This is a genomic window from Enterococcus sp. B2E4, from assembly GCF_030499455.1.
GTDB lineage: Bacteria > Bacillota > Bacilli > Lactobacillales > Enterococcaceae > Enterococcus_D > Enterococcus_D casseliflavus.
In genome coordinates, this window is record NZ_JAUKPK010000022.1 from 1 (window position 1) to 25081 (window position 25081).

The following is a 25081-nucleotide window of genomic DNA, read 5'->3' on the forward strand; positions in this document are numbered from 1 at the left end:
CTAGGGCTGTTAAAAAGCCACCCGTTTCACGGGTGGATATTTACTTAGAGCATCAAGAAGATGCTATTAGCTGGTGCTTCATTTGGTAATGAAAAACAACTACAAAAACAGCCGATAACAATTATTCACCTGTTATCGGCTGTTTTTTATCAATAATCATCTTTTTCATGAAGCGGCAAAGTCACCGTAAAGGTAGAACCAATTTTGGGGAAACTGTCAACCTTGATGCTGCCGCCTAATAATTTGGTATAGTCTTTGACGATAGCCAGCCCAAGTCCAGTGCCGCCAGAATTGCGAGCGCGGGCTTTGTCCACCCGATAAAACCGCTCAAAAATCCGTTCCTGATCTTCTTCATCGATGCCGATGCCTTGATCCTGCACTTGAAATAACAGCTGGTCGTCTTGCTCTGAATAGGATAATGTGATGACACCACCAGGTTTTGAATAGGTGACAGCATTTTCTACCAGATTTTTTACGATGGGCTGCAGCAGCTCTTTTTTGGTAGATAAAATGAAGGGTTCGGGTCCTTCAAATTGAAAGGTCAATTGCTTCTTACCAGCTGCGGGACCATAGGTTTGAACGACTTGTTGCAGCAGCTCAGAAAAGTTGATCGGTTGGTCGACATACTGGAAAGAATCACTGTCTTGAGACAGTTGGATGATATCTTGTATTAGATTTTTCAAGCGATAAGCATCTTTTTGAATGATCTCTAAAAAGGTCTGCAATGTTTCTGGGTCTTCTTTGGCGCCGTCCAGCAGTGTTTCGGTAAACCCAATCAAGGAAGTTACCGGCGTTTTTAATTCATGGGAAACATTGCCGACAAAATCTTTTTGCATTTTTTCTAATTGTCGGATGCGCGTCAAGTCATAAGAAATACCAATCAACTGGTTTTCTTGGAAGCTTCGCAAGGTAACATCCAAGACTTTTGAACGTTCTCCGCTAAGGGTGGTTTCCGCATGGAAAATAGGGGTCTCGTCGTTAAATTGATAGATCAATTGGATCAGTTGTGTGTCATGAATCACTTCAGTGAAGGGCTGCGGCAAGGTTGGCGCAGTTTCCATCCCCAACTGTTCTTGCATCGTCGGATTCAACAGCAGCAGTTGATTTTCTTCATTAATGATAAAGACACCGATCATCAGTTCACTGAGCAAGCCGTACAGCTGTTGTTCAGATGCCGCATAGGCACGATAGGTCTGGCTCATTTGTTCGCTCAGCTGATTGATCAGTTGATACAACTCGTCATGTTCAGGGGTTTCTTGCATAATGATTGCTTGTTGATCGGGCGAGGTGATCATTTTTTTTACGACGGGCAGAATCGTTTGGATTGGACGATTCCGCTGACGCAGCGTGTGAAAAATCAGCAGGCTGATCAAGAAACAAAAGACAAGATAGACAATCAAGATCGATTGCTTGATTCCTTGGTTTTTCGCAAAAAAAGCAGCAGTCGGTTCTGCGATCCGCAAGATTTGAGTTAAGTTTCCATCTTCTTTGACAGGAATCGCCACGTAAAGCAATTCTTCATGCAAGGTGTCGCTTTCCCGCAACGATTGTCCAACGGCGCTTCCGCGCAAAACGGCTTGAACTTCTGGACGATCGGAGCGATTTTCATGGAGAGTATGATCATAAGTATCGAAAATGATTTGGCCTTGATCATCTAACAAAGTGATGCGGCTATTGCTGTCTTGAACATAGGCATCGGCAAATTGTTCGAGCGCTGCGGTTTGGTTATCTGAGAGATTCGAAAACACAGCGGCTTTCTCTTGCAGAAAATCCACTTGCTGGGCGATGACTTGCTGACGGTAAAAACTGCTTAGAACTTGCCAACACAGGAAAAAAATCAGCAATAGACCGATTGACCATAAACCATAGCCATAGCGTTTTTTCATTGGGTCGGCTCCTGAAATTTATACCCAAATCCTCGAACGGTCACCAAGTATTCTGGACGCTTTGGATCAGCTTCCAATTTTTCTCTTAAATGACTGATGTGAACATCCACGATGCGACTTTGTCCATCAAAGTCGAAATTCCAAATACGATTGAGTAAGGTATCGCGATCGATCACGCGGCCTTTACGTTTCATAAAGTAAACCAGCAGCTCGAACTCTTTCGGTGTCAGGAAGATTTTCTCACCATCCACACTGACCTGGAAATTGGTCAGATCGGCTTGGATTCCGCCAATTTGCAAGATTTCTGCAGGTTGATCTTCTTCTCGTGCTTGTTGACGAGGTTCTAAGCGACGGAAGATGGCCTTCATTCGAGCCAATACTTCTCGAGGGCTGAAGGGTTTCGTCAAGTAGTCGTCAGCCCCGATCTCTAAGCCCAAGATCCGGTCGATCGGATCATCTTTTGCGGTCAAGACGAGGATCGGTGTCTCGATTTTTTCTTGACGTAATTTCTTTGTGATTTCGATGCCGTCCAAATTCGGCAGCATGACATCCAAGATGATAAAGTCAAAAGGTTTTGACAACGCCAAGTCGAAGGCTTTTTGACCATCTGAGGCGGAAACGACTTGGTAGCCCTCTTTTTCTAAATTAAAGGTTAAAAGTGTGACGATTGAAGGTTCATCATCGACAACGAGTATTTTTTTCATGATAGACTCCTTTCGTTTCTTTTTTTCAAGAAACGATTAAATTTCAACGAACAAGTCCTATTTTAGCATGAATAGACAATTGGTACTATTGCAACCACTAAATAAATGCTATAATAAAGGACGATTTCATAGGAAAGCTGAGGGTGCTAAATGATTGGAATCAGTGCGTGTCTAGGCGGTGCCCTTTGCCGCTACGATGGAAAACATCAATCAGTACCACAATTGATCGAACTTGTTCGTGCGGGTCAAGCCATGATGGTCTGTCCAGAAGTTCTTGGCGGCTTGCCGATTCCACGTGAACCGGCCGAAATCGTCGGTGGCGATGGGGTGGATGTTTGGGCGCAACGAGCGAAGGTCGTCACCATTTCAGGAGAAGACGTGACGGAACAATTTACTAAAGGCGCGAAAATTGCTTATCAAAAATTACAAGAGCAAGGCATCACCCAACTGATCTTAAAAGAGAAAAGTCCCTCTTGTGGCAGTCAGACGATTTATGATGGCAATTTTTCTGGAATCAAAAAAACAGGGGTCGGTGTCGCTTGTGCCTATTTTCGACAACAAGGCATGACTGTTTTGTCCGATGTCGAATGGCTTGCAAAACAGGAGGAAGCAAATGGAAATTGAAAAGACCAATCGCATGAATGCGTTGTTTGAGTTTTATTCCACGTTATTGACGGAAAAACAGATGAATTACATGGAATTGTATTACGCAGATGATTTTTCTCTAGGAGAAATCGCTGAAGAGTATCAAGTTAGCCGTCAAGCAGTCTATGACAACATCAAACGCACCGAACGTATTTTAGAAGACTATGAAAAAAAACTACATATGTTTTCGGATTATATCATGCGGGAAGACTTGCTGGATCAGCTAAGCGAGTATACGAAAACCCACTATCCAAAAGACGAAACCTTACAGGGGTTTATTCAACAGCTCCAAGAAATTGAAGAATAAAGGAATGAAAAAAAATGGCATTTGAAAGTTTAACTGAACGCCTCCAGCAGGCAATGAGCAAACTGCGCAGAAAAGGAAAAGTATCTGAAGCAGATGTAAAAGAAATGATGCGTGAGATTCGTCTAGCTTTATTAGAAGCCGACGTCAATCTGCAAGTTGTAAAAGAGTTTACCAAAAATGTCCGTGAACGGGCAGTGGGGGTAGAAGTATTAGAAAGCCTATCTCCAGCGCAACAAATCGTTAAGATCGTTGATGAAGAATTAACCAAAACATTAGGATCAGAAACAGTTGGGATCGAAAAATCACCGAAGATCCCAACGATCATCATGATGGCTGGTTTGCAAGGGGCAGGGAAAACCACCTTTGCTGGGAAATTAGCCAACCATTTGATCAAAACCGAAAACGCACGTCCATTAATGATCGCTGGTGACGTGTACCGTCCAGCTGCGATCGACCAGTTGAAAGTATTAGGGCAGCAATTGGATGTACCTGTTTTTGATATGGGAACTGATGTCAGCCCAGTTGAAATCGTCCGCCAAGGATTGGCTTTGGCTCGGGAAAAGAAAAATGACTACGTTTTGATCGATACGGCGGGTCGTTTGCATATCGACGAAAACTTGATGGAAGAGCTAAAACAAATCAAGGACTTGGCACAGCCAAATGAAATTTTACTGGTAGTAGATGCGATGACAGGACAAGATGCTGTCAACGTGGCGGAAAGCTTCAATCAACAACTGGGGATCACAGGGGTAGTCATCACCAAGCTAGATGGCGATACTCGTGGCGGGGCGGCATTGTCGATTCGTCAAGTTACGGGCGCTCCAATCAAGTTCACTGGTACCGGTGAAAAATTGACCGACCTTGAAGTATTCCATCCAGATCGGATGTCTAGTCGGATTCTCGGTATGGGTGATATGCTGACTTTGATCGAAAAAGCACAGCAAGATTACGACGAGAAAAAAGCAGAAGAACTTGCTCAAAAAATGAAGGAAAACTCCTTCGACTTCAATGACTTTGTCGAACAGATCGATCAAGTTATGGGCATGGGCCCAATTGAAGATCTCTTAAAAATGATTCCGGGAATGAGTCAAATGCCTGGTATCGAAAATGTCAAAGTTGATCCGAAACAAATTGCTCGACAAAAAGCCATGGTTTATTCTATGACACCAGCTGAACGGGAAAATCCTGATTTGTTGAATCCAAGCCGTCGCCGCCGTATTGCTGCTGGTTCTGGAAACAGTGTCGTCGAAGTCAACCGTATGATCAAACAATTCAAAGAATCTCGCAAAATGATGCAGCAAATGAGTAAAGGGAATATGAATATTCCTGGCATGGATCAAATGTTTGGCGGCGGGGTCAAAGGGAAACTTGGAAAAATGGCCATGAACCGCATGGTCAAGAAACAAAAGAAGAAAAAGAAAAAACGCAAATAATCGTTTAACACTGATAGGAACTGAGAACTGAACCTTATCTTCGTGTAATTAAAAAACATGATCTGAAAAGGCACCAAATCGAGAAGCTGTACCTGCTAATTCTAGCAACTGCAGCGCCTCAGATTGCCTTCTTCAGGTCATGGTTTTTTATGCTCACAGCGTCCTCTTTAAATGAACTCCTTCAAAGAACATCAAATAGAACATCTAAAGAACATCCTTTTTTTATAGAGAAAGCCAGCTTTCTACCGAATATCTCAAATCGTCCAAGAGTCAAAAATAGCGATCAACTATCGTTGCGGACAACTCTAAGAATAGGATAGAAGCAGAACATTCGTGCTTTCTGTTAAATGGTGCTACTATTAATTTATAGCAAGTATGAAAGGAGTTTTTTACGATGACAAACAAAGATCGCATTGAAGGAAAAGTAACCGAAACAAAAGGGAAACTTACAGGAGATGACTCCGAAGAATTAAAAGGCAAAACCCAAAATAAATATGGGAAAGCCAAAGATAAGGTTGAAGATTTTGCGGATGATGTTTCTCGTAAAGTAAATGACTTCTTTGACAAAAAAGACGACGACAAACCTAGACATTAAACTTAAAAGCATCCCTGCAACATGTTCTTGTTGCAGGGATGCTTTTTTATATTCCACTGATTTGTTTGTTTTTTCGTTTGTACCACCAATTCATCAGCGCTTTAGGATAGACAAGCAGCAAACTGATGAATAAGCAGGCAACCAGTAATAAACCGAGCCGAAGGGCGATGTTCCAAAGACTGACATCATACCCCTCATAAAGATTACGGTAAAAAATTTCTAGTGGGTAATAAGAAATCATGGATAAATAGAACCAGGTTCCCAAAGAAAGCAGCCAATAAACTGGTGCGCGCAATTTAGGGATCGTTATATAATCACCGTCATTTTCTAAAGAGATTTTCGAGAACACTTTTTCGGCAGCAAGAATCAGTAAGCCGCTCAAGCCGAGGTAAAGGAGCAGCAGCCACCAAGGGTAGACATATCCTTGCGGCCAATCGATCCAGGTTTGAAAAGGAATCAGAAAATCCCCATGACCAAGAAACACAAAACTAAAAAACTCGCGGGTACATTGGAAAAAGCTATACCCCATTGATCCTAGCGAAATAGTGAAGAAGACCGAGAGCACGCCAGTAAACAGATTCCCCAGCAAAACGCCTAACAAGAGACCTGCAGCAAATACTAGCAGATTCGTTGCCAAGGTACTAAGGGCAGAAAGCAGCACGTCTTGAAGCGGCACAGCGAGATAGCGAGCTGGGATCATCGTGTATTCGATCAGGATATGACCTAACAGACCCAACACTAAACAAGCGGTCAAGGGTAAGCCGATAAAAAGCAGTTTCTTGTGAAAGACGTGCTTTCTGCTAAAGGGTAAAGCAAATAAAAAGCGATTGAAATTGGTGCGGCCATCGACAAAAAAGGACAAGAAGCCCCAAATAAACAGGAAGACAATCACAAATTGATTCATGGTGGTCATATAAGGGTGATTGTAATAAATCTCATCAGGGGACTCATTGCTGATCGTCAATACCGCATCGCGGTACTCTGTTGCCGAATCAAAGTAAACCGGGGTTTCACCCTTGTAGCTTTTGATATAGTACTCTCGATTTTCGTTGAAATCTTTGATAAATTCTTCAGATGTCAAATAGTGTTCTTGCTGATGCCAGGCTTTTTGTGATTGCCAGCCATCACCAAGATACATTAAGAGTAAGACAAAACAAAAGCCGATCAGCAGCTTGCCGTAGCGTTCTTTAAATATATTGCTTAACATCGTTTTCCACCTCTATCCTTCCACTAATGCCTCTTGTCGTAAATTTGCTTCAAACAGATCTTCCAAGGTCAAGGGCAATTCTTCGAAAACCAAAGGGTCAAGCTGCTGGATCTCAGCCGCCAGCTCTTTTGTGTAATTGTCAAACAAAGCGGTCAAGACTCGACCTTGTTTTTGAATCAGCTTGGAGCGCTGCTTGATAAGGGGAGGAATCTGCTTGCTGCGAAAGACGAGTTGAAGTTTGCGAGATTGTTCGCGAATCGTTTCCAAACGGTAGTTTCCTTCAATCGTTTTCCCTTTGATCAACAAGGCACGATCAATAATATGCTCTAATTCATTTAGATTATGGGAAGCGATCAATGCGGTACGATTCGACTCACTGAGGCTTTCCAGCAATAGTCCGATCACTTTTTTACGGACGATCACATCAAGCCCATCAAAAGGTTCGTCTAACAGTAAGAACGTCGCATTTGAAGCGATCGCTAGAATCATCTTATAAAGACCTTGCATTCCTTTTGACATTCGCCGGTAAGAAAGCGTTAGCGGCAGACCATGGCTTTGCATCAATTCTAAATAAAGATTTTGATCAAAATTCGGATAAGCAAGCCGATAAAATTGATTGATTTTTTTTTAACGAGTAGGCAGCCAGAAAGTTTTCTTTTTCATCGATATAAAAAAGCTGTTCTTTTAATTCCGGGTGCTGATCCAGGCGTTGGTTATCGATTGAAATCTCGCCATCATCTAGTAAATAATGTCCAGCGACCGTCCGAAACAACGTGGTTTTCCCAGAACCATTGCGGCCGATCAATCCTACGAGTTCTCCTTTTTCCAAAGAGAAGTTCACGTTTTCTAAGATAATTGTTTGTTCCATTTTCTTGGTCACATGTTCGATCTTCACTGCGGATCGCCTCCTAACTCTTGTTCAAAGCCATTCATCCAATCGCTCAGCTCACGCATGCTGATCTGTAGATGGCGTGCTTCGATCACCAATTCTTTCAAACGTTCTTTCACTTGTAAGATCCGAATCTCATCGCGTGGCAGATCCTCAGTAACTTTCACAAAGGTGCCTTTTCCTTTGATGGTGACAAGCACTTGCTCATTTTCCAATACTTTGTAGGCTTTGCTGACGGTATTTGGATTCATCAACAGGTGCTTGGCCATTTCACGAACCGAAGGCACTTGGTCTCCAGCGGTTAGAACACCGTTCAGAATATCTTCTTTGATACTTAAAACCAATTGCTCATAGTAAGGTTTGCTGCTGGCTTTGTTAATGCGAACCACAAAATCAGCTCCTTTCATTTATGTGTACTAGTATACGTAGTACACTAGTGGAAGTAAAGTCTTTTATGATAAAATAAACAAAAAGGAGCTGATGAGGACAATGGAACGATGTGAGTGGGCCAACAGTACACCAGCGATGCAGGAGTATCATGATACAATCTGGGGGAAACCTGAGTATGAGGATCAGCAGTTGTTTCGAAAATTGGTGTTAGATATGAATCAAGCAGGGTTGAGCTGGCAAACGATTTTAAATAAAATGGCGAATTTTGATGCGGCGTATGATCAGTTTGAAATCACCAAAGTAGCGAACTATACGGAAGAAAAAGTGGAAGAACTGATGATGAATCCAGGAATCATCCGCAATCGGCGAAAGATTGAAGCGGCGATCAGCAATGCCCAAGAAGTTTTAAAAATCCAGCAAGAATATGGTAGTTTCTCCGCATTCTTGTGGCGATATGTCGATCATCAGCCGATCATTAATGAATTTGAGCAGCAATCCGATGTACCGACCCATTCGGAAATCTCTGATCAGCTAGCGAAAGATTTGAAAAAGCGAGGGTTTAAATTTGTCGGAACGACCATTATTTACGCCTTTATGGAAGCTGTCGGCATGGTCAACGACCATTTAGTCACTTGTGTTTGTCGAACATCAGCAGCAAACAAAGAATAAAGGAGCGAGCATAATGGGAAAAGTGATATTCTATGGTGCGATCAGCCTCGATGGCTATTTAGCAGGTCTGAAGGATCAACTGGACTGGCTGTTTCAAACCGATACCGGTGTCGCCACGACTTATGAAGCATTTTTTGCAACCATCGATGCGACAGTGATGGGGAGAAAGACCTATCAAGAAGCAAAAAAACTTATGGATGGTGGACTGTTGTATCCCGAAACGACAAACTATGTTTTTTCCCGAACACAAAAAGAACCGTTGCCAGATGCAACGCTAGTGTCAACGGATCCAGTGGCATTTGTTTCAGCATTAAAACAAGAGGAAAACGTATGGGTAGTAGGGGGAGGTTCCTTACTAAAACCATTGCTGGAAGCTGATTTGATCGATGAATGGTTTATTCAAATCGCGCCGGTGTTTTTAGGAGAAGGCAAGCGACTGTTTGAACCGGGGGATTACTCGAGACGCTTGACGTTTGTTGAAACAAAACAGATGGGGGAACTGACAGAACTCCATTTTGTCCGAAAGTCTGTGTCAGGCAGCGAGTAAAAAGCGCAAACGATTATTCTTCACAGTAAAAAAGACCAAGAAACTCAGTGCCGAGTTTCTTGGTCTTTTTGTATGGATTCTTCATTAGTTGAATCGTTGAAAGAATTCAATATATTTTGCAAGGATCGTTTCGAAGAAGCTTACTGTATCTGGGTTGATTTCATTGTTTTCATCGATCAAGTTTGTGATACCGCCAATGTAGGCTTCTGGTTGTTGCAGAGTAGGCATATCCAAAAAGACTAATGATTGACGCAAATGATGGTTCGCACCAAATCCAGCGATCGCTCCTGGAGAAACGCTGACGACTAAGGCTGGTTTGCCACCCCAACTGCTCGCACCGTAAGGACGAGAACCAACATCTAAAGCATTTTTCAAGGCTGCAGGAACAGAGCGGTTGTATTCTGGTGTAAAGAAGAAGACACCATCAACGGCGCTTAATGCTTCACGAAATGCTGTCCATTCAGCAGGAACTTTTCCTTCAACTTCCAAATCTTCATTGTAAAAAGGCAAGTTGCCGATCTCGATGAAAGATGCTTCAAAACCTTCTGGTAATAGTGATGCGAATTTTTTTGCTACGAGTTTATTGTAAGAACCTTCCCGCAAGCTGCCGACGATAAAACCGATTTTTTTTGTCATGTAAAATTCCTCCTTGTTGTTTTCTACTCATTCAGCTTACCAAAAGTAAGTGAATGGTGCAAATAAAACGATTTGGCCTTAAAAAGGTTTCTCTAGTATTCATGATACGCGTCCAGATTCATTCTGGCAAAAGATAACCATGCCGAAAAAACAGGAAAGAAAAACTTTTTTCAGCTGTAAAGAAAAAACTCTTTACACCATCAGAAAAACCTGTTAAACTAGCTCTTGTGATTAAATCAATGGAGGTGTAAATAATGGCAGTAAAAATTCGTTTAAAACGCATGGGTTCTAAAAAGAAACCTTTTTACCGTATCGTCGTAGCAGATTCACGTTCTCCTCGTGATGGACGTTTCATCGAAACAGTTGGTACTTACAATCCTTTACTAGACCCAGCTGAAGTAACAATCAAAGAAGATCTAGTTCTTGATTGGTTATCTAAAGGTGCGCAACCTTCAGATACAGTTCGTAACATCCTTTCTAAAGAAGGCGTTATGAAAAAACACCACGAAGCAAAATTCACTAAGAAATAAGGTGACTTTGGATGAAAGATTTGCAAGAATTAGTCTTAACGATCGTTTCACCACTTGTTACCAAACCTGAGGATATCAAGCTTGAGCTGGTAGAGTCAGATGATTTCTTGGAATATAATCTTACTGTGGCACCAGAAGATATTGGTCGTATCATCGGTAAACAAGGTCGGGTTGCCAAAGCAATTCGAACGATCGTTTACAGTGTACGGACAAATGGACCGAAAAAAGTTCGTTTGAATATCATTGATGGTAAATAAGCAAGAGTGTAAAGCATTTCTCAAAGAGAAATGCTTTTTTTTGTAAAATTCATGCTTAAGATGGAGGACAAAAAAGGACGGTTTTGAGATAATCAAAAATGAGGAGGTGCTTGTATGTCTCAACTAATCGCATGGATCGTCGTTCTTTTGATTCTCGTCTTTATTTATAAAATCGGTTCTTTTCTTTGGCGAACGCTAGGGATCTTGTTGTTGCTCTTTTTAATTTGGGTCTATCGTGAGGAGATCATGACCCAATTGAACCAATGGACACAAAACTTTCGTTGGGGCGACCTATCGACGATCGCCAATCAAGTTTGGCAATGGATCAAGGACGGCTTCCAATCACTGCAAAATTGGGTCACCAATCTTTAAAAAATCGACAAAAAAATGACAGACAATCTGACTTGTTTGTCATTTTTTTTATTGAGGGGTATCCTTTGTATAAGGAGGGGAACATCATGAAAAAAGAACTAGGATTATTTGTTACGCTGCTAACGATCGGAACCTTGGCTGGCTGTAATAATCAAAAAGACCAAGAAACCAGTCAAGCCAGTACAGCTGAAACAACAGCAACGACTATGGTGGAAAGTACCCAAACACAAAAAAGTAGTCAATCAGAAACCAGTCAATCAACTGCATCGACTAGTCAGGCGGTTTCTGAGGATTCTTCAAATACGAGTAGCACCACAGACATCTATAGCCAAATACAAGCGGTATTCCCTGATCTTGTCTTGCCAAAGGACGTTCCGCTTGCTTCGGGTAAAGTGTTGAATGCGGCCACAGCTGGCAGTCAATCCGATGCCTCGATTCTTTATTATGGACTTGATCAGCAATTGTCTCTCAATGACAAGGCTTTGAACGAGGAAACACCGCTTGCTGCTTTTCAATCAAAAGAGTATCAATCAGCGGATGAAGCGGCTGCAGCGGTCAATGTAACAGCGGATGATGGCGGACAAGCCGTTGATCTCGGATATGGCATTACTGGGCATATGCAAGGAGCTGCTGGCTCCAGTTATTTAAGTTGGCAAGAAGGAAATTGGTCATTGACTGTTCGAGCAGTCAACCAAGAGGAACAAGATCCTGTGCCGGTTGCCAAAGAAGTGGTAGCGTATCTAGAAGAAGCCATGCTTCCAGCACCTGAGGTCGGTCAAATCACTATCGATATGGGAAAAAATGACCATACAGCAACTACCGTGGTCTGGCAACAAGAAAAGATGCTTCGAACGGTGCAACATCAAGATGCACGTTCCGCATTGGAAATGGCCGTTTCAATGAATCAATAAGTTTCAGATTAGGACATTGCCCCTTTGATCAAGCGTCGAAGGGGTGTTTTTCGCGCGATGATTTTGAGGAAAACAGGGGGCGCTAGGAAACGGCTAGAATTCGCTACTTTGCTATGCTAAAATAGAACAGAAGTTAGAAGAAATGGGGAACGAACGTGACAGAATATTTAAACGTAGGGAAAATCGTCAATACACATGGGATCCGTGGAGAAGTACGAGTGATATCACAAACGGATTTTCCAGAAGAACGCTACCGTAAAGGGGCTGAATTGACACTTTTTCGTGAAAATAAAGAGCCATTACCATTGATTGTTTCAGGTCATCGCAAACATAAAAATTTTGATTTGTTAACGTTTGAGGGCTATCCCAACATCAACGACGTTGAACCGTTTCGTAACGGCATTTTAAAAGTTACCAAGGATGATTTGGTGGATCTAGCAGAAAATGAGTTTTACTACCATGAAATTATTGGTCTGGAAGTCGTCGAAGAGGATGGCACAGTCATTGGTAAAGTCAAAGAGATCCTTTCACCAGGCGCCAATGATGTTTGGGTGGTACAGCGAAAAGGGAAGAAGGATGCCTTGATTCCTTATATCGAGTCGGTTGTCCACACGATCGATCTTGAAAATGGTCAGGTCACTGTGGAAATCCCAGAAGGGTTGTTAGACGATGAGAATTGATGTGCTGACACTATTTCCACGAATGTTTGAAGGGCCTCTAGGAGAGTCGATCATCGGCAAAGCACGGGAAAAGGAACTGTTAGAAATCAACGTCTCTAATTTCCGTGATTATTCTGACAACAAACATCAAACAGTGGATGACTATCCTTATGGTGGCGGAGCAGGAATGTTATTAAAAGTCCAACCTGTCTATGACAATATCAAAGCGATCGAAGAAGCAACACCAGAAACGAAAAAGCGGGTGATCCTATTAGACCCAGCGGGAAAACCCTTTGATCAAAAGATGGCGGAAGAATTCTCTACCGAAGAGCACCTTGTTTTTATTTGCGGTCACTATGAAGGCTATGATGAACGAATCCGTTCATTGGTCACTGATGAAGTGTCACTGGGGGATTACGTCTTGACTGGCGGCGAATTGGGGGCAATGGTCATGATCGATGCGACGGTCAGGCTATTACCAGAAGTTTTGGGCAATCAAATCTCCGCACAAACTGATTCTCATTCCACTGGTTTATTAGAGCATCCGCAATATACACGCCCGGCAGAGTTCAAAGGCATGAAAGTGCCGGAAGTTTTGATGAATGGCAATCATAAACTGATCGAGCAGTGGCAATTAAAAGAATCCTTGCGCCGAACGTATCAGCGACGTCCAGATATGCTGGAAACTTATCCGCTGACCGCTGAAATGCAGAAGCTTTTAAAAGAAATTGAAGACGAAGCGAAGACTGGCAACTAAAATAGTGCCAGTTTTTTTTGATATTCTGCGCCATGACAAGAAAATTCTCTTTACAGCCTATGGTCGACTGTGGTAAGATATTTCAGTGAGTGTAAACTCAACTATTACGATGTTCCGCTGGAGCTTTCATGCTTTAAGAATGTTTGGGAATAAGGAGAATGATAAACATGAATCCATTGATTCAAGAACTAACTCAAGAACAATTACGTACTGACATCCCAGCTTTCCGTCCTGGGGACACTGTTCGCGTTCACGCGAAAGTTGTCGAAGGAACTCGCGAACGTATCCAGTTATTTGAAGGTGTTGTCATCAAACGCCGCGGTGCTGGTATCAGCGAAACTTATACAGTCCGTAAAGTATCAAACGGTGTAGGTGTTGAACGTACCTTCCCATTGCACACACCACGTGTTGCACAAATCGAAGTTGTTCGTTACGGTAAAGTACGTCGTGCAAAATTGTACTACTTGCGTGCATTACACGGAAAAGCAGCTCGTATCAAAGAAATTCGTCGTTAATCATTTATTATCAGATGAAGCAAAAGCCCTTGATTTCAAGGGCTTTTTTCTTTTGTCTGAGATGAAAAAAACTTTATATTCGTTGTGATAAAATGAAGAAACGACTATACAAATAGGAGGGGTTTTATTGAATGAAAGAAGTAACAATCTTGGACGAGAAGAAATAATCATCGAAAAGGAGTTCGTCAGACGGCCAAAGGTTCCATGGTCGAAGGACGTTCAACGCTTTTTACGTTTTTTGCAAGATCAGCAGATAAATTATGTACCGAAACCATTAGGGTTTGATCAGGAAGAACATGAGTTAGTTTCTTTTGTTCCAGGGGAGGTATATGATCAGCCATTGCCGGATGAGCTTTATACTGATGAGGTTCTTTGTTTGGTAGCTGAACGATTAAGAGATTTTCATGATCGAAGTGTTGGTTTTCTGGAAAGGTTAACTGGTGAGGAACAGTGGATGCTGGAATACTCTGGTCCGACAGAGGTGATGTGCCACAATGATTTTGCTCCGTATAATATGACGATCGTGGATGGGGAGCCTTTTGGGCTTTTTGATTTTGACACAGTAAGGCCAGGAAGCAGGTTATGGGATGTTTCTTATGCTGCGTACCGCTGGGTACCCTTGTATTTTGATGGGAACAGTCGTCTGAGTGAAACACAATGCCATCGATTGAAACTTTTTGTGGATACTTATCGGCTGTCCAATAATGACAGGGTACAGATTGTCGATTGTTTGATCGATCGCCTTTGTGCACTAGTTGCTTTTATGAGTAGAAAAGGAGAAGAAGGGAATGAAAATTTTCAGAAAAACATTGACGAGGGACATCTTGCTAAATACCAATATGACATTCAGCGCCTGAAAGAAAATAAATCGCAAGTCATCGAAGGGATAAAAATAGAAGAACAGTGAGTACAAATCATCCTACAGTCTTCTATTAGATCGTCTTGGTGTTTTTTATTGAAACGATTGTTATTTATAGAGATGAATTATCTCTATCTTTTTAATTTTTAATTTTATGTAATCTGGAAATAAAGAAAAAATTTTGAATGATTTCATTATTGTTTTCTCATAAATGATTACAGAAAAAAAGCAATAAATTCCCCTTTTTTTGATGATTTCTATGGTAATCTTCTCGATAGAGAACTTTCTTTTATCTAGCTATTGCTGACCTCTATGCGTTAGTTAATTACTTCACAAATAAAAGGAAGTTCTTTATTTAATCGAATTGAAAGAGGTGTCTTTGTGAAAGCAGCTGTAGTATCTAAAGATAAGGTTGTAAAAATCGAGGAAAAAGAATTAAGAGCGCTTCGTCCGAATGAAGCATTATTGAAAATGGAGTGTTGCGGTGTCTGCCATACTGACTTGCATGTAAAAGATGGCGACTTTGGAGATGCATCTGGGATCGTACTCGGACACGAGGGAATCGGTAAAGTGGTTGCAATCGGTGATGATGTTACTTCTCTAGCAATCGGTGACCGTGCAAGTGTCGCTTGGTTGTATGAAAGCTGTGGGTCATGCGAATACTGTGTGAACGGGAATGAATCATTATGCCGTTCGGTTAGAAATGCCGGCTATTCTGTAGATGGTGGTATGGCTGAAGAATGTATCGTTGTAGCTGACTATGCAGTGAAAGTTCCAGAGGACTTAGGTTCTGCTGAAGCCAGCAGCATTACTTGTGCAGGTGTAACCACATATAAAGCGGTAAAAGTTTCTGACATTAAACCAGGTCAATGGATCGCCATCTATGGTTTAGGGGGATTAGGAAACCTAGCTTTACAATATGCAAAAAATGTCTTTAATGCAAAAGTGATTGGAATCGATATCAACGACAAACAGTTGGACTTCGCAAAAGATCATGGCGCTGATCTTGTAATCAATCCTGCGAAAGAAGATGCGGCAAAAATCATTCAAGAAGCAACCGGCGGCGCACATGCAGCTGTAGTAACAGCTGTTTCAAAAGCAGCCTTCAATTCTGCTGTTGATGCTGTTCGTGCGGGCGGTACGATTGTAGCGGTCGGTCTCCCACCAGAAAGCATGGACTTGAACATTCCTCGACTTGTATTGGATGGGATTAAGATTGTCGGTTCCCTTGTTGGAACACGAACTGATTTAGCAGAAGCTTTCCAATTTGCAGCGGAAGGGAAAGTCGTTCCTAAAGTAGTCATGCGTCAGTTAGAAGAGATCAACGATATTTTTGATGAAATGCTTTCAGGAAAAATCAAAGGACGGATGGTCATTGATTTTCAAGAAAAATAAACGAAAATAGAGAAACCGACTATGAATTTTTAGCGAAGGAGAAAATTTCGTGTGTAATTTATTGATCATTGACAGCGAAGAGCGAAGAGCAGTTAGCGAGATGGTTCGTTTGATTGATCGTCATTTCCCAAATGTCATCTTGCTTCCAATGGTTGATTCGAAAAAAGCACTTCAGCGTACCTGTCTTGAGCAGATGGTTGAGATTGCAGTGATCAATGCGGATGGCGAAGAGGACTGTTTTGAATTATACAAAGAGTTGCTTTCTTTTTATCCGAATGCAAAAGCAATTTTGTATTCTGCAGTAGAAAGTTTTGCTATCGCTCAAAAAGCGTTGCGTTACGACTTGATCGATTATTTGGTCGAACCGATCACCAATGATTTTGTTTATGCATTGGACCGAGGGATTCAATCCATCAATCAGATTTCCTTGCTGCACGTCGAGAAAAACAATGAAGCTTCTCCTTCGCTTTCTTTAAGACATAAGATATTGCGCTATATTCATGAAAATTATAGAGAACATATTACGTTAGACACTTTAGCAGATCACCTGCATTTAAGTCGGTATCACACCAGCCGTTTGATCAAGAATACATTAGGAATGACCTTTTCATTGTACTTGATGATTTATCGTATTGAAGTTGCCAAAAAAGAACTCTCAACAAGTGATCGATCAATCAGTGAAATTTCTGTTAGAGTAGGATTCAATGATCCAAATTATTTTAGTAAGAAATTTAAAAAAGCAACTTCTTATACGCCCAAAGAGTATCGAAAAATTTATCGTGGGAAAGTAACCGTGATCGACTCAAGACTTGAGCTTTGAGTATTAAATAAAGTAGTTTGGGCTGATTGTATTAGCGAAAACATGATTCTTTGCTAATGCTTATCAAGTTACTTTTTCATAGATGAGAAAAGCTAAAAGGCCTATGCGTGCAAGGCCTTTTTTACTTGAAAAAATTTTTTGGATCAGGTTATTCAGACTAGCAGTAGATGACAAAGACTGATGTTTTTGTGAATGTACCGATAGGTGCTATAATGAGAACGGATTCAGCAGTGCAGCTTACCAAAGAAAGGGAGCAAGAAAATGGCGAACAAAATGGTGTTTATTAACTTGCCTGTCACTGATATCAAACGTGCAACATCCTTTTATGAAGCGTTGGGGTTTGTAAAAAATGAAGAGTTCTCAAACGAGACCAGCAGTGGAATGGTTTGGAGTGAATCGATTTGGTTAATGCTGTTAGAACATGCGTTTTACCAACAATTTCTAAATGGTAGAAGTATTGCAGATACAAAGAAGACGAGTGGCGCATTGATCGCGTTTAGTTTTGACACACCAGAAGAAGCAAAGAATTTTGCAAAAATCGCTGAAGAAAATGGTGGACAGTCGTTCCAAGTTGATATGGGGATTCCAGAGGACATGATGGTCGGCTATGAAATCGTTGATCCTGACGGCAATCAGATTGAGTCTGCTTGGATGAAGGGCTATTAGCAAAGTGCTCGTTTAAATAAAAAGGAAAAAAATGGTTCAGTAGGCAGTTCCCTCAAGAAGTTAGGCTTTTGTGCTAACTTTTTGAGGGCTGCTTTTTCTTGATGGGATCCTCGAGTTTTGTAAGATTGGTCAGTACCCTTTGTCTAAATCTGAAAAAAGAGGTATGATACAAGAAAAAGGAGTGGAGACGAAGTGAAATATTCAACGAAATACAGCGACGCCATTCACATCCTCGCTTACATCCACCTCTTTAAAGGAACTGATCTATCAAGTGATCGGATCGCCCAGAGTGTTGAAACGAATCCTGCCTATGTTCGCCGGATTATGAGTGATTTGCGTATTGCAGGATTGATCGAAAGTCAAAGAGGAAAACCAAACCCTAAACTAACGAAGGAACCATATGAGATTTCTTTGTTGGACATCTATGCGAGTGTTGAAAAAGATCAGCATCTTTTGCATGCGGACAAAAAGACCAATCCCAATTGCTTGATTGGGGGGAATATCCAAACGGTATTAGAGGAAACTTACGATGTGCTGCAAAAGAAAATTGAGCAAGAGATGAGCGCTATCTCGCTACAATCCATCATTGACGGCATTCAAGTAGAAGCCAATCATTAAAAGTGTCACATGGAAGGCTGTAAAAAAAGAACTTTCACCTGCTAGGCAAATTCTTGACAGGGAAGAAAGTTTCTTTTATACTCTAGTTGTAACTTAATTAGTAACAACTGATTTTGAAAAAAAACAAAAGTAGGAAGGATGATCATTATGAAAATCGGTATTATTGGCGCAACAGGGAATGCAGGTTCAGCAATTTATCAAGAAGCAGTACAGAGAGGACACGAAGTGACTGCTATCGTGAGAAATGAAGCGAAGGCCAAAGAACAACTTGGTGAGACGGTCAAAACACTTACAAAGGATGCTTTTTCTCTCACAGAAGAAGAGCTCAGTGACTTTGATGTGCTTGTTGACGCGTTTGCGACAAGTCCTGACAAAGCTTACTTGCATGTGGATCTGGCAGCAAAATTAGTGCACCTGTTTCGAGAAAAAAACACTCGTTTGTTCTTCATCTTAGGAGCCGGCAGTTTATTCAATGAAGCGGGGGAACGTAATCTCTCTGAGTTGAAAAAAGCACCAGGAAGCGAAAGTTGGATTGCGATTCCAGAAAATCAGCTAGACGAATATCTCTTTTTAGAAACAGTCAAAAATGTCCCTTGGGTGGGGATTTCTCCTGGGAATGTCTTTCAAGAAGGACCAGCTAAACCAGCGATTTTAGGGAAAGATCACTTACTATTCAACGAACAAAAGCAATCGGTGACATCTAGCGGTACGTTAGCTAAGGCAATTATCGATGAGATCGAAACAGTACAACATGAAAACACCCGCTTTACTGTGATTGATGCCTAGTAAGTTTTCAAAGACGACTGAGAAGGAAATGCCATGAGTAGCGTTGACTATTGGTACGAGTGGATGGATAGGCTATTTTAGGCAACAGTTCTTTTTTCACACTATTGTTTCCCATACTCAGTAATTTAGACAAGACAAATCCTCTGTCTTTGCTTATAATCAAGGACAGAGGTGAGAAAATGAATAAAAAAATCGAAGCGTATGAATTGATGCTTCTGCAATTAAAAGGATTACTAGAAGCAGAGAGTAATTGGATCGCTAATCTAGCAAACTCTTCTGCTTTATTAAATGAAACATTGGAAGATACGGTGTTTGCCGGCTACTATTTGTTTGAAGAAGGCGAACTGATCTTAGGCCCGTTCCAAGGAAGAGTATCTTGCACTAGAATCACTATGGGCAAAGGAGTTTGTGGAGAGTCAGCGGCAAAACAAACGACATTGATCGTCCCGAATGTCAAAGAACATGAGAACTATATCTCTTGTGACTCGGCAGCTATGTCTGAAATCGTTGTTCCTATGATAGCTGATGATCAATTGATTGGTGTTTTGGATATCGATAGTGGCAAAACGAACAGCTATGATGAGATCGATCAGAAATATCTTGAAGAATTTGCGGCGATCCTAGTAGCGAGTCGTAAATAAATCGTCATTTCTTAATAATTAGCAAAAAACAATATAACGTTTACAAAGCAAGTGTTCATTGAATAATGGGCACTTTTTTCATTTTTGTTTTAAATAGACATGCATATCGCTTTATTTTATTAGAATTAGATGATAAGATGATAATACAATTAGAGAAACGAGTAGTAAGGAGCGCATTATGGAAGCAGAAACAATTGTATTAGGTAAAGCATATGAATGTAAACCAGTCGGCTTAGAAAGCCGCGTTATCGGAGAAGTGGTCAGAAAAATGGAACGTTGTGCCGTTTTGCATGTGATCCGTTATGAAGAGACTGATCATGACGAGCTTGAAGAACGTTGTGGACGAGTTGTGGCAAAATACAACGAGATCTATCAACCAGCATTGGTTGAATGCTTTTCTAGCTAAGGGTTAATCCCAATCAAACGAAGCCATGCACGTAAACCAATTTCCTTAACAAAGGGGCTGTTTCTTGGAAGCAGCCTCTTTTTTTGATTCTTGGACACCGCTGCGTAGAAAAATACATGCTATAATGGGCGAGAAACTAGCAGAAAGCAGGGAGCGAAATGGAATTAGAAAAAACGGTCATTGATGACAAACAGATGCTTTTTGAATTGCCGAAGGAAGCAGGGCAACTGCAAATTGTTAAAGGAAAACTTATTGAAACAAAAGACAATACCGTCCTCTTAGCCATAAAAGAAGGCCAATTACTATCAGTAGCAGATGAGAAAACATTTGATGACAAGCAAGAATATGATCGCTTAATGATCCTTACACCACCTTGGGAGATCATGGCGCCATACTTAGCAGCCTATTATCAAGAGAAATATCATTTGTCCAATGCTTCCAACGCACCTATCGTGATTCCACAGGAACTGCAACAAGGGGTCGCTGTTTGTGCGGAACCATTTGATTGCTTGATCGATTTTCTGGGTTATGTATCCATCAGCAAAAAGGAAACGAAAGCGGTGAAAAAAGGGGGCAAGCCTCGTCATAAATGGTCAAAAGAATTACAAGATGAACCCTTTATGGTGGATTATCAAGGAAGTACAGCAACGGTTTATTGGCAGAAACGCAACGAGGTTCGAATTGAAAAAGGCGCTACCTTGCGTCAAGAGGTTCCTTTGAACAAAGACGGCTCGGTGGGCTTTTCAGCTCGATTAGCAGAAAAGATACGGCAAGAGAAGCAATCAGCGATCAAAGAGGGACGAACGATTGAAGACGTCGTATTAAAAAGTGTCAATGAGGTCGGCATGTTTCTTTACTATGGGGGGACCAATGGCTGGCTTCAATTAAAAGATCAGCAAGGAAGAACCTTGAACGAGCGAACGGTGGAATAGAAAAGAGAGATACTGAACAAGAAAGCGATCCACCAAAGCGAACGGAATCAGCTTTGGTGGATCGCTCGTATCGTTTAACTAGGAGTAGGCTCTTCATCGATCAAGACAAATTCTTGACCTGTTTTGGACAAAACAAGGCTCGGTTTTGCAGTTCCTTCCTTTTCAGCTCGATACGCCTCTCGGTGCTTTTGCAGATGTTCGGGGCGTTTTAACCAAGCTTGAAATGCTTTTTTCTCAGTCCATTTTGACACCAACTGGAAAACGAGGCGGTCTTTTGATTCTGAAAACCAAGCTTCAGCAGAGTGACAGCCAGCAAATGTTTTCATTGAGGCGGTATCTTTTTTCATTTTAGCTAGAAAGATGTCTTTGCCTTCTGGAATGACTTCAAATGCGACGGTACGGATATACATGAAATTCCTCCTTGCTGCGAGTGATTTCATTTAGTATAGCGCTAATTGAGAATCATTGTCAATTAGCGTAAGGGATTTGTACGTTTTTATCGATTTTCACTTTTTGATTAAATCTTTCAAAAGCCTTGAACAAATGAAAAAAGTACGTATAATTAATATACGTACTGAAGAGTCCGAAGAGTATTGGAGAAAATGGATACTTGGGGAAGTCTTTCTTTTCTCACGTGCAATACTCTTCGTTTGTTTAGTGTACCACTCCCATTTTAAAATAGATACGTTTTTTTTACTTTCTGAGGAGATTTCTTTTATTCCTTGAGTTGAAAGGCAAAAAAGTGGGAAGGTTCTGAGAAAGCGCTATGAAGACGAAATTTATGTCTTCTTTTTTTGTGTGAAAGGAAAGGAAAAGTAAGAAAGTTTTTTTATCCATTTTACCTGCGAAATGATGTATAAGAAAGTATCATAAGTTCTGATCCCTAGAAGATCAGGACTTTTTTGTATGCTTTCTTGGCATGACTCCTTTCAACGATATTCAGCATAAAGTCGCTCTTTTCTACTTTTTACATTCAGAAGAGCGTTTCTGACACAACCATGTAACCTCTTACATTTTTTGGTCGTGTTAAATTGACAGGCTGCATAAACATGCGGTAAACTCGGTACAACAAACAGAATTTTTTGAATTATCTGAATGTTAGAAGGGGATGAGTAGAAATGGGGAAACGTAGCAAATATGCAGTATCGCTTGTGTTACTAGGCAGCTTATTTTTAGCAGCTTGTCAAAATGGCAATCAAGATAACGAGACGGATTCATCAGCAGCTTCTTCTGCAGAGCAAGTGATCAATGTGCAATTTTCGGCAGAGATGGGCAGTGCAGATATTTCTTTAGCAACCGACTCTTACAGCTTTATCACGTTAAACAACGCCTATGAAGGTCTTTATCGCTTAGATGAAAACAATGTTCCTGTGATCGCTGGTGCAAGCGAAGACGCTGAAGTTAGTGAAGATGGGCTTTCTTACACCATTTCACTGCGGGAAGAGGCAAAATGGTCCAATGGCGATCCAGTTACTGCAGCTGATTATGTTTTTAGCTGGCAGCGAACCGTTGATCCAGCCACTGCTTCCAATTATGCTTATATGCTGGCACCCGTTAAAAACGCTGCCGCTATTTCAGATGGGACGCTAGATAAAAGCGAGTTAGGGATCGAAGCAGTCAATGATCATGAATTGAAAATCACGTTAGAAAAACCGACGCCTTACTTTTTATCTTTACTGGCTTTTCCAACTTTCTTCCCGCAAAACGAGCGTGTCGTGGAAGAGTTCGGTGACCAATATGCCTTAACCAGTGAAAACGCGGCGTACAATGGACCATTCCTATTGACCAATTATGCTGGACCAGGCACCGACATCCAATGGACATTGGCGAAAAATCCCGATTATTGGGATGCCGATTCGGTCAAACTTGAAACAATTAACTTTGATGTCGTGAAAGACTCATCGACCGCTTATAACTTGTACGAAAGCGGACAAGCCGATGACATTATTTTAAGCGGTGAATTGGCGATGCAGAATGTGAATCATCCTGATTACATTGTTCAGCCTAGTGCAACCACTCAGTATTTAGAAATGAATCAAGCACCAGAAGATTCGCCTTTTCGAAATGCAAATCTGCGCCAAGCCATTTCGTATAGTATGAATCGACAACAAATCGTTGACAATATTTTAGGCAACGGCTCCTTACCGGCGGTCGGTTTTGTTCCTTCTGACCTAGCGTTTAATCCAGAGACAAAGGCTGATTTTGTCGAGGATGCGGCAACCACGTTAGCCTTTGACGAAGAAAAAGCTCAAGAATATTGGGAAAAGGCAAAAGCTGAACTGGGTATCGATACATTGTCTTTTGAACTGTTGACATCAGATACCGATCAATCGAAAAAAATGGCAGAATACATTCAAGGTACCTTGCAGCAAACACTGGATGGGCTGACTGTCGAAGTCACAAACGTTCCATTTTCTGTGCGCTTGGATCGTTCAAATAGCGGCGATTTTGAGATGGTCATGAATAACTGGATCGGGGATTATGCAGATCCAATCAACTTTTTGGAATTGTTCAAAAAAGACAGTTCCTATAATCGTGGAAAATGGCTAAATGATGACTACAATCAATTGATCGAACAAGCCTCCAATGAAAATGCTAACGATCCAGAAGCCCGTTGGGAAAATATGGTAGCAGCAGAAAAAATCTTAAACGACGACTTAGGCGTTATTCCACTCTTCCAAAGTGCTGAAGCACATCTACGGTCGCCAAAAATCAAAGGCCTCATCGTTCATAGTGTTGGCGCGGCCTATGATTATAAAAATGTCTTTGTCGAAGATTAAGGAGAAAAAAGCTCCTTTTGTCTATTCATTGTCTGACTTCGCCAAAGAGGGCAGCAGACGAGAAAAACGTTACTAGAATGTTTAGCAACTTGATAACAAGGAATAAAGCAGTTCTTTTTCTAGCAGCGAACAATGACGTATTCATTTTAGCTAGATAAGAACTGCTTTTCTTTTTGGGAGGAACACCAATGAAAATCACAGCAGTTGAAACCAAACGAATTCCGATCCAGCTGAATGCACCCTTTAAAACGGCGCTCAGAGAAGTGCACGCCGTCGAAGTGATTCGAGTGCTGCTTTTTTTTGATAATGGGATCGTTGGCATCGGAGAAGCAGCCCCTACCGAAGTGATCACCGGTGATACAAAAGAAAGTATTTTAAAAGATATCGAAACGGTCTTTGCCCCGTTCCTGTTAGGCAGAAAGGTAGATGCCCAATTGCTAGTAATGGATGAGCTTCATGCGTTGATCCAGCATCATACGAGCCCTAAAGCGGCGATTGATATCGCGTTGCATGATGCACTGGCAAAAGCGGCCAACTTGCCTCTTTACCGCTATTTAGGTGGTTCTGCCAATACACTGACAACCGACTATACGATCAGTGTTGGTTCACAGGAGCAGATGCTGCATGATGCCCAAGCGAAAGTCCAGGCGGGATTTCGCTCCTTGAAAATCAAACTAGGGGCAGGAACGATCGAAGAGGAAGTTGCGAAAATTCGCCGCATTAATGAACGCTTGGCAGGAAAGATTCCCTTTCGAATTGATGCGAATCAAGGCTGGACCAAAGAAGAAGCGGTGCAGATTTTAGACCAATGGCAAGACATTCCGATCGAGTTTGTTGAACAGCCAGTAAAAGCCCATGATTTTGCTGGACTCAGCTACGTGACTGCTCGTACGACGATTCCGATCATGGCCGATGAAAGTCTTTTTTCCTATGAGGATGCCAAGCATTTGATTGCTGAAAACTGCTGCAATTATTTGAACATTAAATTGATGAAAAGCGGCGGGATCAAAGAGGGACAAAAAATTTATCACTTGGCAAAAGAGCATCAAATGCCAGTGATGGTCGGTTCGATGATTGAAGGGTATGGGGGAATGGCGGCAGCCGCCCATTTTGCCTTGGGGATGGCCGACGTCCAATTTTATGATCTGGACGTTCCTTTTATGTGGGAGACCCAAACGACTTCCCCTGAAATGCAAGGGATTCTTCAGCGTCCAGGAAGCTTGAGCGTCACCGAACGCATCGGTCTAGGAATCAACGAATAGATAGTTA

At 41.6% G+C, this 25081-nt stretch carries 30 protein-coding genes and 1 pseudogene; 24 read left to right on the forward strand and 7 right to left on the reverse strand.

Features of this window, described 5'->3' with window-relative positions:
* Positions 1-149: 149 nt before the first annotated feature.
* Positions 150-1886 carry a two-component system histidine kinase PnpS gene (pnpS, locus tag Q1X33_RS14420; protein WP_005228894.1) on the reverse strand — a complete coding sequence of 579 codons (1737 nt, stop codon included), beginning with the start codon at positions 1884-1886 and terminating at the stop codon, positions 150-152.
* Positions 1883-2590 (reverse strand): response regulator transcription factor, encoded by a 708-nt coding sequence (locus Q1X33_RS14425; protein WP_005228895.1) that lies wholly within the window; start codon positions 2588-2590, stop codon positions 1883-1885. Before Q1X33_RS14425 ends, pnpS begins: the two co-directional genes overlap by 4 nt.
* A gap of 150 nt (positions 2591-2740) precedes the next feature.
* Between Q1X33_RS14425 and Q1X33_RS14430 the strand changes: the two genes are divergently transcribed.
* The 4 genes from Q1X33_RS14430 (at position 2741) to Q1X33_RS14445 (ending at position 5570) form a co-directional block, all read left to right on the forward strand.
* Positions 2741-3214: a DUF523 domain-containing protein gene (locus tag Q1X33_RS14430; RefSeq protein WP_005228896.1), complete on the forward strand. Its 474-nt coding sequence runs from the start codon at positions 2741-2743 to the stop codon at positions 3212-3214.
* Positions 3204-3542, forward strand: a complete 339-nt coding sequence (locus tag Q1X33_RS14435) for a putative DNA-binding protein (protein WP_005228897.1) — start codon at positions 3204-3206, stop codon at positions 3540-3542. Before Q1X33_RS14430 ends, Q1X33_RS14435 begins: the two co-directional genes overlap by 11 nt.
* A 14-nt stretch (positions 3543-3556) precedes the next feature.
* On the forward strand, positions 3557-4975 hold the full coding sequence (gene ffh / locus Q1X33_RS14440; RefSeq protein WP_005228902.1) for a signal recognition particle protein: 1419 nt from the start codon (positions 3557-3559) through the stop codon (positions 4973-4975).
* Between the two features lie 394 nt (positions 4976-5369).
* The gene (locus Q1X33_RS14445) at positions 5370-5570 is read left to right on the forward strand and encodes a CsbD family protein (RefSeq protein ID WP_005228904.1); all 201 of its coding nucleotides are present in this window, start codon (positions 5370-5372) and stop codon (positions 5568-5570) included.
* Between the two features lie 46 nt (positions 5571-5616).
* On the opposite strand, the gene Q1X33_RS14450 is transcribed toward Q1X33_RS14445, so the two are convergent.
* From Q1X33_RS14450 to Q1X33_RS14460, 3 genes and pseudogenes are all read right to left on the reverse strand, one after another.
* Positions 5617-6777: a hypothetical protein gene (locus tag Q1X33_RS14450; RefSeq protein WP_005228907.1), complete on the reverse strand. Its 1161-nt coding sequence runs from the start codon at positions 6775-6777 to the stop codon at positions 5617-5619.
* 12 nt (positions 6778-6789) lie between these two features.
* Positions 6790-7672 (reverse strand): annotated as a pseudogene (locus Q1X33_RS14455) (ATP-binding cassette domain-containing protein).
* Positions 7669-8055 (reverse strand): GntR family transcriptional regulator, encoded by a 387-nt coding sequence (locus Q1X33_RS14460; RefSeq protein ID WP_005228910.1) that lies wholly within the window; start codon positions 8053-8055, stop codon positions 7669-7671. Before Q1X33_RS14460 ends, Q1X33_RS14455 begins: the two are co-directional and overlap by 4 nt.
* A gap of 100 nt (positions 8056-8155) precedes the next feature.
* Here Q1X33_RS14460 and Q1X33_RS14465 point away from each other — a divergent pair, with 100 nt between their 5' ends.
* Both Q1X33_RS14465 and Q1X33_RS14470 read left to right on the forward strand, forming a co-directional pair.
* The gene (locus tag Q1X33_RS14465; RefSeq protein ID WP_034869182.1) at positions 8156-8725 is read left to right on the forward strand and encodes a DNA-3-methyladenine glycosylase I; all 570 of its coding nucleotides are present in this window, start codon (positions 8156-8158) and stop codon (positions 8723-8725) included.
* A 13-nt stretch (positions 8726-8738) separates the two neighbouring features.
* Positions 8739-9272, forward strand: coding sequence for a dihydrofolate reductase family protein (locus tag Q1X33_RS14470; protein ID WP_005228914.1), 534 nt, complete (start codon positions 8739-8741; stop codon positions 9270-9272).
* Between the two features lie 84 nt (positions 9273-9356).
* Here Q1X33_RS14470 and Q1X33_RS14475 read toward each other — a convergent pair whose 3' ends face one another.
* A complete protein-coding gene (locus tag Q1X33_RS14475) occupies positions 9357-9908 on the reverse strand; it encodes an NADPH-dependent FMN reductase (RefSeq protein WP_005228916.1) in 552 nt (183 codons plus the stop codon).
* 254 nt (positions 9909-10162) lie between these two features.
* Here Q1X33_RS14475 and rpsP point away from each other — a divergent pair, with 254 nt between their 5' ends.
* The 16 genes from rpsP to Q1X33_RS14555 all read left to right on the forward strand — a co-directional run bounded on the left by rpsP (position 10163) and on the right by Q1X33_RS14555 (position 21032).
* Positions 10163-10438 carry a 30S ribosomal protein S16 gene (rpsP, locus tag Q1X33_RS14480; RefSeq protein ID WP_005228917.1) on the forward strand — a complete coding sequence of 92 codons (276 nt, stop codon included), beginning with the start codon at positions 10163-10165 and terminating at the stop codon, positions 10436-10438.
* An 11-nt stretch (positions 10439-10449) separates the two neighbouring features.
* Positions 10450-10695, forward strand: coding sequence for a KH domain-containing protein (locus Q1X33_RS14485; protein ID WP_005228918.1), 246 nt, complete (start codon positions 10450-10452; stop codon positions 10693-10695).
* 114 nt (positions 10696-10809) lie between these two features.
* Complete coding sequence (locus Q1X33_RS14490; protein WP_005228919.1) at positions 10810-11067, forward strand: hypothetical protein; 258 nt, start codon at positions 10810-10812, stop codon at positions 11065-11067.
* An 86-nt stretch (positions 11068-11153) separates the two neighbouring features.
* Positions 11154-11978 carry a hypothetical protein gene (locus Q1X33_RS14495; RefSeq protein WP_005228920.1) on the forward strand — a complete coding sequence of 275 codons (825 nt, stop codon included), beginning with the start codon at positions 11154-11156 and terminating at the stop codon, positions 11976-11978.
* A gap of 155 nt (positions 11979-12133) precedes the next feature.
* Complete coding sequence (gene rimM, locus Q1X33_RS14500) at positions 12134-12658, forward strand: ribosome maturation factor RimM (protein WP_005228921.1); 525 nt, start codon at positions 12134-12136, stop codon at positions 12656-12658.
* A complete protein-coding gene (trmD, locus tag Q1X33_RS14505) occupies positions 12648-13394 on the forward strand; it encodes a tRNA (guanosine(37)-N1)-methyltransferase TrmD (protein WP_005231877.1) in 747 nt (248 codons plus the stop codon). Before rimM ends, trmD begins: the two co-directional genes overlap by 11 nt.
* A 167-nt stretch (positions 13395-13561) precedes the next feature.
* The gene (gene rplS / locus Q1X33_RS14510) at positions 13562-13909 is read left to right on the forward strand and encodes a 50S ribosomal protein L19 (RefSeq protein ID WP_002357176.1); all 348 of its coding nucleotides are present in this window, start codon (positions 13562-13564) and stop codon (positions 13907-13909) included.
* Positions 13910-14036: 127 nt separating this feature from the next.
* On the forward strand, positions 14037-14816 hold the full coding sequence (locus Q1X33_RS14515) for an aminoglycoside phosphotransferase family protein (RefSeq protein ID WP_005229063.1): 780 nt from the start codon (positions 14037-14039) through the stop codon (positions 14814-14816).
* Between the two features lie 333 nt (positions 14817-15149).
* Positions 15150-16163 (forward strand): alcohol dehydrogenase AdhP, encoded by a 1014-nt coding sequence (gene adhP, locus Q1X33_RS14520; protein ID WP_005229064.1) that lies wholly within the window; start codon positions 15150-15152, stop codon positions 16161-16163.
* A 100-nt stretch (positions 16164-16263) separates the two neighbouring features.
* Positions 16264-16983 (forward strand): DNA-binding response regulator, encoded by a 720-nt coding sequence (locus Q1X33_RS14525; protein ID WP_171805173.1) that lies wholly within the window; start codon positions 16264-16266, stop codon positions 16981-16983.
* A gap of 261 nt (positions 16984-17244) precedes the next feature.
* On the forward strand, positions 17245-17649 hold the full coding sequence (locus Q1X33_RS14530) for a VOC family protein (RefSeq protein WP_005229066.1): 405 nt from the start codon (positions 17245-17247) through the stop codon (positions 17647-17649).
* A 192-nt stretch (positions 17650-17841) separates the two neighbouring features.
* Positions 17842-18267, forward strand: coding sequence for an Rrf2 family transcriptional regulator (locus Q1X33_RS14535; protein ID WP_005229076.1), 426 nt, complete (start codon positions 17842-17844; stop codon positions 18265-18267).
* A 138-nt stretch (positions 18268-18405) separates the two neighbouring features.
* Entirely contained in the window at positions 18406-19053 is a 648-nt protein-coding gene (locus Q1X33_RS14540; protein ID WP_005229078.1) for an NAD(P)H-binding protein, read from the forward strand.
* A gap of 179 nt (positions 19054-19232) precedes the next feature.
* Entirely contained in the window at positions 19233-19694 is a 462-nt protein-coding gene (locus Q1X33_RS14545; RefSeq protein ID WP_015510123.1) for a GAF domain-containing protein, read from the forward strand.
* A gap of 178 nt (positions 19695-19872) precedes the next feature.
* Positions 19873-20100: a hypothetical protein gene (locus Q1X33_RS14550; RefSeq protein ID WP_005229082.1), complete on the forward strand. Its 228-nt coding sequence runs from the start codon at positions 19873-19875 to the stop codon at positions 20098-20100.
* Between the two features lie 158 nt (positions 20101-20258).
* Entirely contained in the window at positions 20259-21032 is a 774-nt protein-coding gene (locus tag Q1X33_RS14555) for a hypothetical protein (RefSeq protein WP_005229085.1), read from the forward strand.
* Positions 21033-21106: 74 nt separating this feature from the next.
* Here Q1X33_RS14555 and Q1X33_RS14560 read toward each other — a convergent pair whose 3' ends face one another.
* Positions 21107-21442 (reverse strand): antibiotic biosynthesis monooxygenase, encoded by a 336-nt coding sequence (locus tag Q1X33_RS14560; protein ID WP_005229087.1) that lies wholly within the window; start codon positions 21440-21442, stop codon positions 21107-21109.
* Positions 21443-22150: 708 nt separating this feature from the next.
* Between Q1X33_RS14560 and Q1X33_RS14565 the strand changes: the two genes are divergently transcribed.
* Together Q1X33_RS14565 and Q1X33_RS14570 are read left to right on the forward strand one after the other, a co-directional pair.
* Positions 22151-23812, forward strand: a complete 1662-nt coding sequence (locus Q1X33_RS14565) for a peptide ABC transporter substrate-binding protein (protein WP_005229089.1) — start codon at positions 22151-22153, stop codon at positions 23810-23812.
* A gap of 188 nt (positions 23813-24000) precedes the next feature.
* Complete coding sequence (locus Q1X33_RS14570) at positions 24001-25074, forward strand: dipeptide epimerase (RefSeq protein ID WP_005229091.1); 1074 nt, start codon at positions 24001-24003, stop codon at positions 25072-25074.
* The last annotated feature ends 7 nt before the right edge of the window (positions 25075-25081 follow it).

What these genes read in the sequence shown, in the direction of transcription:
- pnpS (WP_005228894.1), bottom strand. Translation starts at nt 1,886, where the DNA reads ATGAAAAAACGCTATGGCTATGGTTTATGGTCAATCGGTCTATTGCTG.
- Q1X33_RS14425 (WP_005228895.1), bottom strand. Translation starts at nt 2,590, where the DNA reads ATGAAAAAAATACTCGTTGTCGATGATGAACCTTCAATCGTCACACTT.
- Q1X33_RS14430 (WP_005228896.1), top strand. Translation starts at nt 2,741, where the DNA reads ATGATTGGAATCAGTGCGTGTCTAGGCGGTGCCCTTTGCCGCTACGAT.
- Q1X33_RS14435 (WP_005228897.1), top strand. Translation starts at nt 3,204, where the DNA reads ATGGAAATTGAAAAGACCAATCGCATGAATGCGTTGTTTGAGTTTTAT.
- ffh (WP_005228902.1), top strand. Translation starts at nt 3,557, where the DNA reads ATGGCATTTGAAAGTTTAACTGAACGCCTCCAGCAGGCAATGAGCAAA.
- Q1X33_RS14445 (WP_005228904.1), top strand. Translation starts at nt 5,370, where the DNA reads ATGACAAACAAAGATCGCATTGAAGGAAAAGTAACCGAAACAAAAGGG.
- Q1X33_RS14450 (WP_005228907.1), bottom strand. Translation starts at nt 6,777, where the DNA reads ATGTTAAGCAATATATTTAAAGAACGCTACGGCAAGCTGCTGATCGGC.
- Q1X33_RS14465 (WP_034869182.1), top strand. Translation starts at nt 8,156, where the DNA reads ATGGAACGATGTGAGTGGGCCAACAGTACACCAGCGATGCAGGAGTAT.
- Q1X33_RS14470 (WP_005228914.1), top strand. Translation starts at nt 8,739, where the DNA reads ATGGGAAAAGTGATATTCTATGGTGCGATCAGCCTCGATGGCTATTTA.
- Q1X33_RS14475 (WP_005228916.1), bottom strand. Translation starts at nt 9,908, where the DNA reads ATGACAAAAAAAATCGGTTTTATCGTCGGCAGCTTGCGGGAAGGTTCT.
- rpsP (WP_005228917.1), top strand. Translation starts at nt 10,163, where the DNA reads ATGGCAGTAAAAATTCGTTTAAAACGCATGGGTTCTAAAAAGAAACCT.
- Q1X33_RS14485 (WP_005228918.1), top strand. Translation starts at nt 10,450, where the DNA reads ATGAAAGATTTGCAAGAATTAGTCTTAACGATCGTTTCACCACTTGTT.
- Q1X33_RS14490 (WP_005228919.1), top strand. Translation starts at nt 10,810, where the DNA reads ATGTCTCAACTAATCGCATGGATCGTCGTTCTTTTGATTCTCGTCTTT.
- Q1X33_RS14495 (WP_005228920.1), top strand. Translation starts at nt 11,154, where the DNA reads ATGAAAAAAGAACTAGGATTATTTGTTACGCTGCTAACGATCGGAACC.
- trmD (WP_005231877.1), top strand. Translation starts at nt 12,648, where the DNA reads ATGAGAATTGATGTGCTGACACTATTTCCACGAATGTTTGAAGGGCCT.
- rplS (WP_002357176.1), top strand. Translation starts at nt 13,562, where the DNA reads ATGAATCCATTGATTCAAGAACTAACTCAAGAACAATTACGTACTGAC.
- Q1X33_RS14525 (WP_171805173.1), top strand. Translation starts at nt 16,264, where the DNA reads ATGGTTCGTTTGATTGATCGTCATTTCCCAAATGTCATCTTGCTTCCA.
- Q1X33_RS14530 (WP_005229066.1), top strand. Translation starts at nt 17,245, where the DNA reads ATGGCGAACAAAATGGTGTTTATTAACTTGCCTGTCACTGATATCAAA.
- Q1X33_RS14540 (WP_005229078.1), top strand. Translation starts at nt 18,406, where the DNA reads ATGATCATTATGAAAATCGGTATTATTGGCGCAACAGGGAATGCAGGT.
- Q1X33_RS14545 (WP_015510123.1), top strand. Translation starts at nt 19,233, where the DNA reads ATGAATAAAAAAATCGAAGCGTATGAATTGATGCTTCTGCAATTAAAA.
- Q1X33_RS14550 (WP_005229082.1), top strand. Translation starts at nt 19,873, where the DNA reads ATGGAAGCAGAAACAATTGTATTAGGTAAAGCATATGAATGTAAACCA.
- Q1X33_RS14555 (WP_005229085.1), top strand. Translation starts at nt 20,259, where the DNA reads ATGGAATTAGAAAAAACGGTCATTGATGACAAACAGATGCTTTTTGAA.
- Q1X33_RS14560 (WP_005229087.1), bottom strand. Translation starts at nt 21,442, where the DNA reads ATGTATATCCGTACCGTCGCATTTGAAGTCATTCCAGAAGGCAAAGAC.
- Q1X33_RS14565 (WP_005229089.1), top strand. Translation starts at nt 22,151, where the DNA reads ATGGGGAAACGTAGCAAATATGCAGTATCGCTTGTGTTACTAGGCAGC.
- Q1X33_RS14570 (WP_005229091.1), top strand. Translation starts at nt 24,001, where the DNA reads ATGAAAATCACAGCAGTTGAAACCAAACGAATTCCGATCCAGCTGAAT.